The organism is Ensifer sp., from assembly GCF_035999135.1.
Lineage (GTDB): Bacteria > Pseudomonadota > Alphaproteobacteria > Rhizobiales > Rhizobiaceae > Ensifer.
Window position 1 is genome coordinate 1 of the sequence record NZ_DASYGZ010000198.1, and the last position, 11,986, is coordinate 11,986.

Genomic DNA, 11,986 nt, shown 5'->3' on the forward strand with positions numbered 1-11,986 from the left:
GTCCGCGCCTCCAGCTGGCCAGCTCCTCGCGATCGATGTGAAAGCGCGGCATCGGCCATTACCCGCCGCCGGCAATGGCTCCGCCGAGCCAGGCGCCAAACGTGCCGCGGCCCTTGAGGCACGTCCGCGCAGCAATGCCCCCACGCCGTCACCGCCCGGAGCGTCGTCAGCAGCTACTGCGGCAAGTGCTGCGCCTGCACGTCACTGCAGAATCGGTCGCGGCTTGTGGCATCGTTGAGGTTTGGCAACGTTTCTTCCAGCATTTCAGTACCTTTCGCGATGACCTTTTCGCGTGGGTACCCGTCATGCTCGGCGTCCTTCAGCACCGCTTCCTTCAAATCGCTGATGTAGCCGGAGCCGCGCTTGGCCACGACCTCGACGCAAGCCTTTTCAGTCATCAAGGCCGCGGCATAGGCTGCCCAGTACATCGTGAAATGCCTTTTGGAGCCATGATCGGAAGCCGCCGGGCTGGCGCAAAGCAAAACGATGGAAACGGCCGCTATCAAATCCTTCATAGACACCCACCCTGCCCGAGGTTGTATTTTCCAATCATAAGCATAACAGCAACCCAAGGTTACGCAAGACAATCCTAAAACAGAAGGGAGGTGGACTTCACGTCGCGACACCGGCGCTCGCAACGGGTCCGGACGCAAGCTGGCGCCAAGCCCGTCGGTCCGCCCCAACTGGCGTCCCTTACGCCGCCATCGCCTCCGCAACGTCGCTCGGCAGATCCCCGGACATGAAAAGCACGGTCGCATCCTCGAACTCGCCGGTTGCGAGATCCCCTGACCGGCTGAAGGCGATGACCCCGACCTTGGTTGCCGCCAGCCTTTCGGCGAGCCGCAACGCATGATCGGGCCCGGTCGCCTGCAGCGGAATGTCGGCGAGAAAGGCCCCCTTGCTTCCCAGAGTGAAGCTCTGAACGACGAAATAGGTGATCATCCCATGCTCCTGTCCGCCACCTGGAATGGCGCGCCCAAGGTGGCGCAAACGATCGAACAAAACAAGAACAAACAACACATCATCGACAGCTTCCGCGCGAGCTGCCCTTCCGGCAGTATTTTTCCTATTGACTTTCAAATAGGATTTTTCCTATATTCCTTTCGACAGAACCGGAGCGCCCCGCCGGAAAACCGGAAAGGGCGCCTCGAAGCGACCAGAGGTGAACGATGCCCGATGCGACCACGGCGAACCTTCCGGCGCCGCTGAACACAGTCCCGTTCCTTCAGGGGCGGGAGATCATCCTGGCCGTGCTGACGCTGGGCAAAGGCTTCTTCTGCGAGGAAACCGATACGCTCGGAACCACCTACAGGACCGCGCATGACTGGCTGAAGGTTCACGACGGCGAACATGTCGAGAAGTTGATCCGCTTCGACCTGGAGGCACTGCACGGCGAGGATGTCACCGAGACGGTCGCCGATGCCTTCCTCGACGGCCTGGATGCCGCCCCGGCGCAGCAGCACCGGTTGCCCGGCTTCGTGCCGAGGTCGGAGGCCTTTGACCGCTGGCGCGCCGATCCCGGCTCAGCGCCCTGCAGCCAGGCCGCCCACGGCACTCTCAATCACCGCCAGCAGTTCGGCGCCTGATCGCAATGGCCGTTACGCTCGACAAATCCGCCCTGTTTGCCGCCATCGAGGCCTTCTGGGAGACAGACGGCGGCAACGATCGCGGCGTGGAAGCGGCGATTGCCGCCTATCTGCAGCGCCAGGGGCTCACCGCCTTCAACGACATGGCCACCCGCAAGCGCGCGGCGCTGACCGCTGCGGCCAGCCGCTCGGGCACCCCCGCCTGATCCGACAGGTGCGGCGGTTCGCCCAATATTGGCAATCTCGATTAATTTACGAAGATGCTAATAAAATAGGCGGGGAGCGCAACGGAGGAGACAAACGATGCCGCGCCTGGCTCAACTCTATTTCAAGACCGCCATCATCTTTCTGATCATTGGCCTCATGATGGGCCTTCACATGGCCATCAGCCAGGACCACGCGGCAACGCCGGCCCACGCCCATACCAATCTGCTTGGCTGGGTGACGATGGCGATCTTCGGCACCTATCACGCGCTGAACCCGTTGAAGGCCGAGCGCCGTCTCTCCCTTCTCCAGTACTACGTCTACACGTCCGGCGTCGGCGTGCTCGTGCCGTCGCTCTATCTGATGACCACGGGCCACCCGGAGATCGAGCCGATCGTCGCCGCCGCATCGGTCGTCGCCTTTGTCGGCGTGCTGATGTTTGCGGTCGTCATCTTCACCAGCGCGCAAGCGGTCGGGCAGCAACGCGTCGCCCCCTTGCGATAGGCCGGGGCGAACGGCTTGCCTGCCGTTCAGCGTGCCGGTGCACTACTTCGAGGTGGACTTCAGGACGCGATGGGTCGCGTCGTCGAGCGCGTGGCCGGCCTCGGCGCCGTCCTGACGAAACCCGCGCGCCGTGTTGCCACAGGCCGAAAGCGCAAGCAGCGCCAGGCACAGGACCGTGATCGTCGCCCCCGAAATCGTCGTCTTTGACATCGTCGTCTCCGCCTGTTTCCCACAAAAGGAAATGCGGCACCCCGCGCCGAAGTCAATCGGACGGGCCAAAGCCGGCAGACGCCCGTCTTTGCGCGCCCGACAGGACACGCGGCGCTGCGGGCGTCCGAATTATTTTAGCAACCGTACCGGAATCGCTGAATCCGCCCTTCCCCAGCAAGGTGGATGCACGTTAGCTTCCGTACCGCGCAGTACGTTCATTTGTGGACTGCGCTTCCCCGCACCCCGAGCCATTTTGGGTGCCTGCTTTGCCCCGCCCTCGTGCGGGGCTCTTTCTTCTCGGGCACCCGCTGTCCGGGCACCCGTCGCAGTTCCCGCTCACTCGACCTTGAACACCGCATCGCCGGCAAAGACGATGACATATTGCTCATTGCCACCCTCGCGGGCGAATTGCTGAAGCCTCTGCAGGTAGGGGGCGTTGCGCCAGATGTCAGGCACGTCCGGATCGACGAGCACCGTGATCTGGGGACCCTGGCGGTAGACCATCATGTGCGAGCGTGCCGGCTCCCAGGCGTCATCAAGCACCGCGTCGGTGCGCCAGAGACAGAGAAAGTCGCGACAAAGCTGCGGCCGCTCCGCATAGATCCGGCATCCCTGCCCTTCGATACAATGCCGGCACCAGTCGTTCGCCGGCTTTTCCAGGGCGTCGATATCAGGAAGGCGGCAACAGAGCGTGCACGTGCCGCAGGCGCGCTCGGCAAGCGGCTTGGCGTCAAGGTTTGGAAATGCGGTCATGCCCCGACACCTAGCACCTTCCGCGCATCCGGCAAATCACCTTTGTCGCGCGACGCTCCGCACCGGTCGCCGCCGGCTGTGCGGCACTGGCCGATGGCGTGACGCATGACGTCACGCCATCGACCCTCAGCCCGTCAGCCTAGCCGATCCTTGGGCAACCGCTGCGGTTTGCAAGATAGAGCCGGGTATACCCGCCGCGTCGCGTCTGCCCCTCGACGATCACCCGGCTGCGCGTCATCGCCGCGATCTCGGGATCGCGCATGCCGTAGCGATAGGCGCGGCGGATCGCCTGGTCGGCGCTGCAGCCGCGACGCGGGCGAACAAAGTCCTCCTCGTCGTCGTATCGGCGCTCGCGCCGATAGTCGCGGTCGAAATCATCGTCGCCTCGATCGGGTCCGAGGTAAAGGTTGAGCGATTGCGCCGGCGCCGTGACGGGCAGCGCGCTCAGCGAACCTGCGGCCACGAGCGCCGCAAGCAGAACCTTGCTTATCGTATTCGTCATCTCCATCTCCTCCTCTGCGCGCCGGCCGGATCAGGCCGCACGCGTGCGAGCTTCATGGAGGGGTAACCGGAAAGGTGGGAAAAGGTTGCGCAAAAAAAGCGTCAGGCGGTCTTTGCCAGTCGGCCACCCCACCCATTCGGGCCATCGACTCACAACCACAGGTCACGCAAATACCGCAGTCTGCGTTCAATTCTGGCGCGTATGGGCGGAAGTGGTGTGGACCACTCTTCCCCCTTCGATCGTATGGATTGCCTTGCCCGCGCTTTTGATTTAGGCCGGTATAATATTATTTAATACACATGTCGGAATAAACATGGCCGATATCGCCTACCCTTTCAAAGATCAATCGGACGCCGAGTTGATCGCCGACCGAAACCTCTGGGATCGCGTCATCACATGGTACGAATCGACAAAGGTCGAACGCCGTGAGCGGCGCCGGAGCTTGAGGGTCGATCTCACCTGCGTCAGCCGTCACGGCCAGACGTCCCTTTATCCCGACGACCTTCCGCTGATCTTCCTGGCGCACAACGACGCCAAGCTCATGCCGGGCTTTCTCACCCATTACCGGTCGCTCGGCGTTACCCGCTTCATCTGCGTCGATGACGCCTCCACCGACGAAACGCGCGACTATCTGCTGGACCAGCCGGATGTCGACCTGTGGACGTCTTCGGTCCGCTACAGGGACGCCCGGCGCGGACGCGCGTGGAGGGAGATCCTGTTTGACCTCTATGGCAGCGATCGCTGGTACGTGAACGTCGATTCCGACGAGTTCCTGATCTTCGACGACTGCGAAAACCGCACACTCTGGTCCGTGATCCACACGCTCGAAGACCGCAAGATCTCGCGCCTGCCGGCGCCGATGCTCGACATGTACCCGGTCGATCTTGGCGCCGCCGATATCAGCCAGCTGCAGACCTCCGCCCCGTGGAAGGTTGCCGATCACTTCGACAGCCGCGGCTACATGATGGCGACGACGAAGCGCGCCATCACGGTCAAGGGCGGCGCCCGCTACCGCGAATTCGAGTCGGATCTGGAACTGATCAAGTATCCGCTGATCTTTTGGGACGAGGACTGTCGCTTCGGCCCCAGCATTCACCAGCCGCTCCCCTATCAGCGCAATTTTTCGTCGATCGTCGGCACGCTCCTCCACTTCAAGTTCTTTGCGGACTATCAGGAGATGATCAGCGATGCGGTTGCCGACGGGCAATATTTCGACGGCTCGGCAGCCTACACGCAGATGACCAATGCGTTGTCGAGCACCGACGCGCTGCAGTTCTTCTCGGAGTCATCGGTCAAGTTCGAAGGCTCGAAACAGTTGCTGCGCCTCGGCTTCATCACCCCCGTCCCCAGAGCGAAGCGCGACCGCGCCCAAGACATCACCCAAGAGGCTTCAAAGCCGGACTAGAACCGCCCGGAGACGCGCGCCGCCCGGCCGCGCGCGTTTTTCAACCGGCCCGCGAACCGGCCCGTTGATTATTCGACCGACTGCTCCATTTACAGGTTGAAGGCACTTAACCTGAGGAGAAGCCTGCATGAATCGAAACACCGTCATCGGTATCGTGGTCGTGGTCGTGCTCATAGTTCTTGCGGTGATGTTCCTCAAGCCGGGGGCGACCCCGCAACCAACCGCGACAGCTCCCGCAACGACGACGACACAACCGGCAACGACCGATCAGCCTGCGACGACGACGACGCAGCCGCCGGCAACCACCGACCAGTCGACGCAACCGGCGACCACTCAGCCATCGACGCAGCCGGCAACGACCCCGTAAGCGGTCTCTCGGCCGACGCCATGGACAACAATGCAATCACCCACGGACCATGGCCCGTGGGTGATTGTTTTTGGAGCAATTCCAGCAAAAGCGTGGAACGGTTTTCCGTCCGGAATTGCGCGGTATCAAAGAGCTAGATCGGTCCGCTCAGGGCACCAGAAGGATGTTGCGCCGGCGCGGGCTCTGCTTGAAATCGTAAGGCGCAAAGGAGAGCGCGCGACCGCTGAACGGCGTGCGCTTCGTCGTCTCCGGCTCGAACGCCTGGTAGCCGAGCGAGGCGAAATATTCCCCCATCTCCTTGCCGACGGCCTCGCCGTGCCGCTCGAAGTCGAGCTCCAGCAGCACGAACGGCCGGAAGCGCTCGACGGTCTTGCGTCCGCCGCGCAGCACGTTCATTTCAAAGCCCTCGACGTCGATCTTGATGAAATCGACCGACTTGAGATCGCGCTGCTCCACATAGCTGTCGAGAAGGGTGACGACGACCTCGACCTCGTCGTAGTTTTCGGCGCCCAGCTGCTTGTAGGTGTCGTTCTGCAGCAGCGAGCTCACGCCGCCGCGGATGTGGCCCGCCTTGATCTGGAACATCGTCATGCGCGATTCGGCGTCACCGAGCGCGAAGTCGTTGACGTTGAGACCCGAATGACCGTTGAGCTTGGCGTTGGCCAGGAGCTTGTGGCGGATATGCCGGACCGGCTCGAACGCGTGCACATTTGCGGCATCGCCGGACAGATGGGAAAACACGTTCGAATAGACGCCGATGTTGGCGCCGATATCGAGACAGACATGGCCGGGCGAAACGAGGCTTTTGACCACCGCGAAATTGGTGAAGTCGTAGTGGTACTCACCGAGGAAGTTACGACCCTTCTTCAGCTCGCGCTCGATCTTGTTGTTGTCGCCACAAAAGAAACGGCAACCGTCAAACTCTTGTATTGACAGCGTATCCAGGGACATCGGTGCTATTTCCTTACCACGGCTTGAATGTTGGAAGGCATCATGGAATCGATCTTGTGATCGTCGGTGTACTTCCACGTCGTATCGTATTGCTGGGTGATGAAGACGTCGAAGAACCGGGCCGACCGCGCCATCAGCTCGATGAACGGGCGCGCCAGCGGAAACACGTCGCATTGCAACAGCACGCGCTGCATCAGGATGCCGATCGTTTCGAACGGCATGCTCGAGCCGCGCAGGTCCTCGATCTCGCTCCAGTCCTTGAACAGGAGCTTGAAGGAGAAGGGCGTGAAGTGGAAATAGTTCTCCGGCCCCTCGTGGAACGAGAACACCGCCGAGGCGGACATGATCAGCTTGCCGTTCGGCCGGAGGATCCGCCGCATATCCTCGATCAGCCGCTGCGGATCGGGAACATGTTCGAGAAGACCGGTGCACAGAACGATGTCGTAGCTCTCGCTGGGGATCGCATCGAGATGATAATGCGTGTCGACGACCAGGTCAGCCTTCTTCCGATCGGACTTCGATACCAGAAAGGAATTCGGGAAAAACTCAGTATAGTCAACGTCTTCTGTGTGAACGATGATCGTAGGCTTGTCCGAAGCATTCTCCTGGCACAACCGCACGAGGTTCTTCGTCGAAAGCTTTCCCCCGAAGTAGTTTTTCCGAGAGAGCTTCTGCCAGCGCGTGCGTTTTGCGCGCTGTTCCTTTCCGCTCAGTTCCGGAGAAGTCGTTTCCGTCATGGAGTACCCGCCTTTGTTTTGTGGCGCTGGCATATCTTATCGGCCGTCAGTATTGCAAGCGCCATTACTGTCAGCACGGGGTTGGCATAGCCGTAGGAAGTGAACACCGACGCGCCGCCGGCATAGAGATTGTCGACGCCGTGAACACGGCCGTCGCGATCGATCACCGAGGTGTCCTCGGAGCGCCCCATGCGCGTCGTTCCCATGAAATGGGAATGGATCCCGGTAATGTCCCATGGCTTGCCGACCGGCGGCAGCGTCGTGACCAGCTTACCGATATTGTGTCGCTGGAGCAGCTTTCCCAGATCCTCGAGGAAGGTCCGGATCGATGCCTGATCCTCTTGCGTCAGCGACCAGCGCACGACGCCCTTGCGCAGGCCGTAGGGGTCCAGCGCGTCGCCGAGCTCCACCCGGTGTTCGGCATTCGGGTGCTGGTCGAAAAAGCCGCGAACGACGAGGATCGAGCCGCCGGTGCCGAGCAGCCCCATCTTGCCGATGACGTTGAAGGCCACCTGGCCGACCACCGCAGCGGCCGTCGTGAGGCGGCGCCTGAAATTGGAGCGCGGCCGATCGCCGCCCTCGCCGGCCGCAACCACATGCTGCGCGTGTTCCAGCAGCTTCAGCCCGAGCGATTCAAAGCGCGGCGAAAACTGAACATAGTGGTTGAGCCGTCCGCCGGGCTGCTCCGCCTTCACGCCGACGCCGAAGCGCAGCGAACTGCTGCCGCTCTTGAAATCGCTGAACAGCGGGCCTGCGGTCCTCAGCGTCTTGTAAAGGTGGATGCGCCCGACATTCGCCTTCGGATGGGTCGAAAAGAAGCGACCGATATTGTCGTTGGCAAGAAACGCGCCTTCCCTGCTGTTCAGCATCAGCCGCGGATTTTCGAGCCCGCCGGCGCAAAGCACGACGTGCGGCGCGCTCAGCTCCACCGTCCGCCCCTCGCCGATCGCCGCCCTGACCCCTGAGACACGCTTTCCCTCGGCGTCCGGGATCAGCTTCGTGACGCGGCAGTGATAGACGATCGTGAGCTTCTGATCCTTGGCCGCCAGCGCCTTCAGGTATTCCTGGCCATTGAAGGCCGGCCGGCTCCACTGGAAGCGTTTGACCGAAACGGCCGGGTCGGCGACGAAGGCGCGCCAGGGCGCCGATCCGCCGTCATAGGCCGGGACCGCGGCAACGTCGCTGATCGGCTTCAGTTGCAGAAGCTCCAGCGCCTGCCGGTAGTAGCCTTCGAGTTCGGAGCGCTCCAGCGGCCAGCCGTTCGCCGCGCTGACGTCGACATCCTCAAGCGGCGCCACGCGTCCCGACCACAGATTGGTCGCTCCGCCGATCTGGAAGGAAAGGCCGAACGGATCCTTGTTGTCGATGTCGAAATACGGTCCGCTGTCGGAATCGACCAGCGTGTCGCCGGTTTCAAGCAGCGTCACCGTCAGGCCCGACGCGAGCAACCGGGTTGCCATCGCACAGGCCGCCGCGCCCGAGCCGACGATCAGCACGTCCGAGCCGATTGCCTGAAGATCTTCGTCGCTCAGAGCGCGCGCATCGATCATGGTCTTGATATCAGTCATCGGCGCCGCACTTCCAAACGCAGTTCACGGATGCAATCTCAGGGTCAGCCTGCCCCAGCTTGTTACCGTCATAGCTAATTGAGCAGATGGAGCAAGATCGACCATAGATATAGTCAGGGATAAGTGACGCTTGAAGGCGCAAGCACGCGATGTGCCTTGCGCCATCACACCACCCGCAAGGACCGGAGGATGGCAAACGGCGCCCCCTGTCGCCGCATCAAGCGCCGCGCGCAAAGTGCACCGGTTGCCTGCAAAGACGGCAGGCGCATTTCTCCTGCCTTCCTGCCACTTTGCTTGAACGGCCACTGGAGTGCCCTCACCCCCGCCTCCCGCTGTCGGAACCAGATGGAGAAAAGGCCCGCCGAAGCGGGCCTCAGTTGCGCTGGAGAACGGCATAGGCGATGGGCCGGGCCCAAAGGGATATGACCATTTCATCGCTTGCCCTGGCATTCTCCTCCACGCCGATGTCACGGCGCATGCGGTCGGAGAGGTGGCTGAGCGTGTTGACCGTCCGGCGCCCTCTCCAGGCGGCGAAAAGGAAAGCCCTGGCGGTGCGCCAGAAGCCGAAGGTTTGGTAAAGGTCGTCCATGAGCGCCGGCAAACCGCCAGCGGACGTCAGCTGTAATTCGCGCATGTCTATTTCCCGCCGATGAAAACGGACGGGTCCTCTGGATTATGGATGTGCGCGGACACGGAAACGCGTTCCGGGAAGCGGTCACATCAAGTCAAAAATGAAAGTTTAGAAAAGGCGAAGCTCGGTCGACGCTTATGCGCCGAAGTAGCCGAAAGAATTGCCGCCACGACGTCGTGACGAGCAAACCACTCCACCAGAGGTGCACATCTGCACGATTGTATGATTTACAAAATTCATCGTACGCCTCCTCTAGTTTGAGCTTCGATGCTGTGAAAATTACACGAGATTACTTTCCCGGCAAGAGGGCAATCGCAAGACTTGGGCTGAAAGATGGAGCTGTTGCAGACAGGCAACAGCTGGCGGTTGCGGCGAGCGGGCACAGGCAAGCGGCGCGACATTGCAAGAACTTGGACAGATGGCGGGCGCGCCGATCAACGCCTATGGTTGCACGACACCCAATAGGATTACTTGAAGTTATCGATACCGGAGCCATACTTCAAGTTGAAGCCCTGACTAAATTAGTCATATGGAGTGCGCGTTATGCCGAGTATCGTGACAGCAGGAAAGAACGCTGCAGGGGTCACCGCCGCACGCGTTCAAGCATGGACCGGCCTTCTGGTGACGCTCCTGGTCGTGACGGCGTGGCTGCTGGCGTTACGACAAGCTTGATGAAGACCTTTACCTCATCACGCTCCTAAGGAGAATCGGGCTGACCAATTTGTAGGCCGATTTCGGCCGGGAAGACACTGGCAGGGTGTAGCCGGCTTCCGTGGCGCAGTTCGCCGAGAGTGGAGCAAATGACGGCAGCGGCGGGCTGACGAGGAAGGCTTGAACCATCGTGCTCTGAAAAGCACTGCGCCGGCAACGGCCATCGGAAACAACGTTTCCGCTGCCGAAGAATCCCAACTAAACCAATATCTTAGGAGAAGTTTTGGTGGGTGATCACGGGCTCGAACCGTGGACCCGCTGATTAAGAGTCAGCTGCTCTACCAACTGAGCTAATCACCCATCCGCGACCGCTGCGATCAAGTCCCGCTGCTGTCGTGAGGGGGCGTATAAAGGCGTTCGGTATGGTTGTCCAGCGGCTTTGTGAAATTTTTTTGAAAAATCGCGTCGGGTCAGGTTGGCACCTGTGGAGATCGCATTTCACCAAGCGAGCGGGTCGTTGCCGGCGCTCTGGCACTTTTGCAGAGCGGAGCGGTTTGAGCGGGTCGGTATTTGAAATCGCGTTGTGATTTAACTGCGATGCGATACGATTTCCTCTTGAGTACGACAAATCTGTAGGCTAAAGCGACGCCATGGATGGGTGATTAGCTCAGTTGGTAGAGCAGCTGACTCTTAATCAGCGGGTCCACGGTTCGAGCCCGTGATCACCCACCAAAATTTCTCAAAGACGCTGATTAAGCTCAATTTTCCGAGTCACATGCTATTTGCGGCTCACACGTGGAGCTCGCCGCTTGCGATCTTCACCGCATGGCCGCCGATGCGGGCGTTGCTGATGTCGCCGCCCGAGACGTCGATATGCAGGTGGATGAAGGAAGGCCTTCCCATCTCCACCCCCTGTTCCACCAGCACAGGATGATGCCCGTCGACGAACTGGTCGAAATGGTGGATGGCGCCGGAGAGTGCCGCAACCGCCGAGCCGGTCGCCGGATCCTCGAGATGGCCTGCCCCCGGCCCGAACTTGCGGGCATGGAAGCGCGCGGTGTGGTTGACGCCGCCACGGCAATAGACATAGGCGGGCGCAAGCCTGCCCTCCGCCATCGGCGTCAGCTGCTCCCAGCGCAAGGGGTCGAATTCGATCGCAGCTGCGGCTGCGACATCGTGCACCGGCACCAGCACAAAGGCCGATCCGGCGCTCCAGAACGATGGAACGTGGTTTTCAAAGCCGATCTGCGAAAGCTTCAGGCTCATCGCGTCGGCGATCGCCTGCCGGTCGAAGCGGGCGTCGAGTTTCACCGATTTGCGCGGCAGATCGAACTCGGCAAAGCTCGGCTGCCCCTGTTTCAGCCGGACGGCGCAGCGCACGGGGCCGACCTTCTCCTCCAGCACCTGCACCAGATCGATACCCTCCCCGATCGCACCGTGCTGCGCTTCGGCGATCGCCACGGCAGCCCCGACGGTCGGGTGGCCGGCGAAGGGCAATTCCTGGCTCGGGGTAAAGATCCTGAGCTTGGCCGTGTGTGCGGCACCGCCGGGACGACGGATGAACACCGTCTCCGACAGGTTGAATTCCTGCGCGATCGCCTGCATTGCCTCGTCGTCCAGCCAGTCGGCGCCGAAGATGACCGCGAGCGGATTGCCCTTGAGCGGCGTGTCGGTGAAGACGTCGTAGATCGCGTAGCTCAGCGCCATTCATGTCCCCTTGCGAATATAGAGCCCTGACCTTGCAATGTCGGGGCGCGGGCGGCAAGCGTAAAAGCACCGTCGTCCAAGGTCGGTTGCGGTCACGATTGCGTGGTCCTGCCGCCGGTTACCCTGCCCCACCCTTCCCTGTGCCAAAAGTGGACGGATCTCCGGGACGGCGATAAACTGCGCCCTCACCCGGTTGATGTGCCCATCGCT

General features: G+C 61.4%; 15 protein-coding genes and 2 tRNA genes. 6 read left to right on the forward strand and 11 right to left on the reverse strand.

All coding sequences use genetic code 11. The features are described from left to right. Nucleotides 1-173 precede the first annotated feature (173 nt). Nucleotides 174-515, reverse strand: a complete 342-nt coding sequence (locus tag VGO12_RS25520; RefSeq protein ID WP_327515515.1) for a hypothetical protein — start codon at nucleotides 513-515, stop codon at nucleotides 174-176. A 178-nt stretch (nucleotides 516-693) separates the two neighbouring features. Next, nucleotides 694-942, reverse strand: coding sequence for a hypothetical protein (locus tag VGO12_RS25525; protein WP_327515516.1), 249 nt, complete (start codon nucleotides 940-942; stop codon nucleotides 694-696). A gap of 227 nt (nucleotides 943-1,169) precedes the next feature. Between VGO12_RS25525 and VGO12_RS25530 the strand changes: the two genes are divergently transcribed. The 3 genes from VGO12_RS25530 (at nucleotide 1,170) to VGO12_RS25540 (ending at nucleotide 2,294) form a co-directional block, all read left to right on the forward strand. Beyond that, the gene (locus VGO12_RS25530) at nucleotides 1,170-1,586 is read left to right on the forward strand and encodes a hypothetical protein (protein ID WP_327515517.1); all 417 of its coding nucleotides are present in this window, start codon (nucleotides 1,170-1,172) and stop codon (nucleotides 1,584-1,586) included. 5 nt (nucleotides 1,587-1,591) lie between these two features. Next, entirely contained in the window at nucleotides 1,592-1,792 is a 201-nt protein-coding gene (locus VGO12_RS25535; protein ID WP_327515518.1) for a hypothetical protein, read from the forward strand. Nucleotides 1,793-1,889: 97 nt separating this feature from the next. Beyond that, the gene (locus tag VGO12_RS25540) at nucleotides 1,890-2,294 is read left to right on the forward strand and encodes a hypothetical protein (RefSeq protein ID WP_327515519.1); all 405 of its coding nucleotides are present in this window, start codon (nucleotides 1,890-1,892) and stop codon (nucleotides 2,292-2,294) included. A gap of 42 nt (nucleotides 2,295-2,336) precedes the next feature. Here VGO12_RS25540 and VGO12_RS25545 read toward each other — a convergent pair whose 3' ends face one another. From VGO12_RS25545 to VGO12_RS25555, 3 genes are all read right to left on the reverse strand, one after another. After that, nucleotides 2,337-2,489 carry an entericidin gene (locus tag VGO12_RS25545; protein WP_327515600.1) on the reverse strand — a complete coding sequence of 51 codons (153 nt, stop codon included), beginning with the start codon at nucleotides 2,487-2,489 and terminating at the stop codon, nucleotides 2,337-2,339. 351 nt (nucleotides 2,490-2,840) lie between these two features. Continuing rightward, nucleotides 2,841-3,257: a hypothetical protein gene (locus VGO12_RS25550; RefSeq protein ID WP_327515520.1), complete on the reverse strand. Its 417-nt coding sequence runs from the start codon at nucleotides 3,255-3,257 to the stop codon at nucleotides 2,841-2,843. A gap of 139 nt (nucleotides 3,258-3,396) precedes the next feature. Further along, a complete protein-coding gene (locus VGO12_RS25555) occupies nucleotides 3,397-3,759 on the reverse strand; it encodes a hypothetical protein (RefSeq protein ID WP_327515521.1) in 363 nt (120 codons plus the stop codon). Nucleotides 3,760-4,072: 313 nt separating this feature from the next. Between VGO12_RS25555 and VGO12_RS25560 the strand changes: the two genes are divergently transcribed. Together VGO12_RS25560 and VGO12_RS25565 are read left to right on the forward strand one after the other, a co-directional pair. Beyond that, nucleotides 4,073-5,164, forward strand: coding sequence for a glycosyltransferase family 2 protein (locus VGO12_RS25560; protein ID WP_327515522.1), 1,092 nt, complete (start codon nucleotides 4,073-4,075; stop codon nucleotides 5,162-5,164). Nucleotides 5,165-5,291: 127 nt separating this feature from the next. Continuing rightward, on the forward strand, nucleotides 5,292-5,531 hold the full coding sequence (locus tag VGO12_RS25565) for a dynamin (protein WP_327515523.1): 240 nt from the start codon (nucleotides 5,292-5,294) through the stop codon (nucleotides 5,529-5,531). 147 nt (nucleotides 5,532-5,678) lie between these two features. Here the strand turns inward: VGO12_RS25565 and VGO12_RS25570 are convergent, their stop codons facing one another. The 5 genes from VGO12_RS25570 to VGO12_RS25590 form a co-directional block, all read right to left on the reverse strand. Next, nucleotides 5,679-6,482, reverse strand: coding sequence for an FkbM family methyltransferase (locus VGO12_RS25570; RefSeq protein ID WP_327515524.1), 804 nt, complete (start codon nucleotides 6,480-6,482; stop codon nucleotides 5,679-5,681). A 5-nt stretch (nucleotides 6,483-6,487) separates the two neighbouring features. Further along, nucleotides 6,488-7,219 carry a class I SAM-dependent methyltransferase gene (locus VGO12_RS25575; protein ID WP_327515525.1) on the reverse strand — a complete coding sequence of 244 codons (732 nt, stop codon included), beginning with the start codon at nucleotides 7,217-7,219 and terminating at the stop codon, nucleotides 6,488-6,490. Then, nucleotides 7,216-8,787 (reverse strand): GMC family oxidoreductase, encoded by a 1,572-nt coding sequence (locus VGO12_RS25580; RefSeq protein WP_327515526.1) that lies wholly within the window; start codon nucleotides 8,785-8,787, stop codon nucleotides 7,216-7,218. The genes VGO12_RS25575 and VGO12_RS25580 overlap by 4 nt, the downstream gene beginning before the upstream one ends. 373 nt (nucleotides 8,788-9,160) lie before the next feature. After that, on the reverse strand, nucleotides 9,161-9,421 hold the full coding sequence (locus VGO12_RS25585) for a DUF1127 domain-containing protein (protein ID WP_327515527.1): 261 nt from the start codon (nucleotides 9,419-9,421) through the stop codon (nucleotides 9,161-9,163). Nucleotides 9,422-10,353: 932 nt separating this feature from the next. Then, nucleotides 10,354-10,429 (reverse strand) — tRNA-Lys (locus VGO12_RS25590). A 296-nt stretch (nucleotides 10,430-10,725) separates the two neighbouring features. Here VGO12_RS25590 and VGO12_RS25595 point away from each other — a divergent pair. Next, nucleotides 10,726-10,801, forward strand: a tRNA-Lys gene (locus VGO12_RS25595). A gap of 57 nt (nucleotides 10,802-10,858) precedes the next feature. On the opposite strand, the gene VGO12_RS25600 is transcribed toward VGO12_RS25595, so the two are convergent. Then, entirely contained in the window at nucleotides 10,859-11,776 is a 918-nt protein-coding gene (locus VGO12_RS25600; protein ID WP_327515528.1) for a PhzF family phenazine biosynthesis protein, read from the reverse strand. Nucleotides 11,777-11,986: the final 210 nt, after the last annotated feature.

Bases quoted from the DNA above. Each gene is read 5' to 3' on its own strand.
- VGO12_RS25560 (WP_327515522.1), top strand. From the start codon at position 4,073: ATGGCCGATATCGCCTACCCTTTCAAAGATCAATCGGACGCCGAGTTG.
- VGO12_RS25585 (WP_327515527.1), bottom strand. From the start codon at position 9,421: ATGCGCGAATTACAGCTGACGTCCGCTGGCGGTTTGCCGGCGCTCATG.
- VGO12_RS25570 (WP_327515524.1), bottom strand. From the start codon at position 6,482: ATGTCCCTGGATACGCTGTCAATACAAGAGTTTGACGGTTGCCGTTTC.
- VGO12_RS25550 (WP_327515520.1), bottom strand. From the start codon at position 3,257: ATGACCGCATTTCCAAACCTTGACGCCAAGCCGCTTGCCGAGCGCGCC.
- VGO12_RS25535 (WP_327515518.1), top strand. From the start codon at position 1,592: ATGGCCGTTACGCTCGACAAATCCGCCCTGTTTGCCGCCATCGAGGCC.
- VGO12_RS25600 (WP_327515528.1), bottom strand. From the start codon at position 11,776: ATGGCGCTGAGCTACGCGATCTACGACGTCTTCACCGACACGCCGCTC.
- VGO12_RS25565 (WP_327515523.1), top strand. From the start codon at position 5,292: ATGAATCGAAACACCGTCATCGGTATCGTGGTCGTGGTCGTGCTCATA.
- VGO12_RS25530 (WP_327515517.1), top strand. From the start codon at position 1,170: ATGCCCGATGCGACCACGGCGAACCTTCCGGCGCCGCTGAACACAGTC.
- VGO12_RS25575 (WP_327515525.1), bottom strand. From the start codon at position 7,219: ATGACGGAAACGACTTCTCCGGAACTGAGCGGAAAGGAACAGCGCGCA.
- VGO12_RS25580 (WP_327515526.1), bottom strand. From the start codon at position 8,787: ATGACTGATATCAAGACCATGATCGATGCGCGCGCTCTGAGCGACGAA.
- VGO12_RS25555 (WP_327515521.1), bottom strand. From the start codon at position 3,759: ATGACGAATACGATAAGCAAGGTTCTGCTTGCGGCGCTCGTGGCCGCA.
- VGO12_RS25525 (WP_327515516.1), bottom strand. From the start codon at position 942: ATGATCACCTATTTCGTCGTTCAGAGCTTCACTCTGGGAAGCAAGGGG.
- VGO12_RS25540 (WP_327515519.1), top strand. From the start codon at position 1,890: ATGCCGCGCCTGGCTCAACTCTATTTCAAGACCGCCATCATCTTTCTG.
- VGO12_RS25520 (WP_327515515.1), bottom strand. From the start codon at position 515: ATGAAGGATTTGATAGCGGCCGTTTCCATCGTTTTGCTTTGCGCCAGC.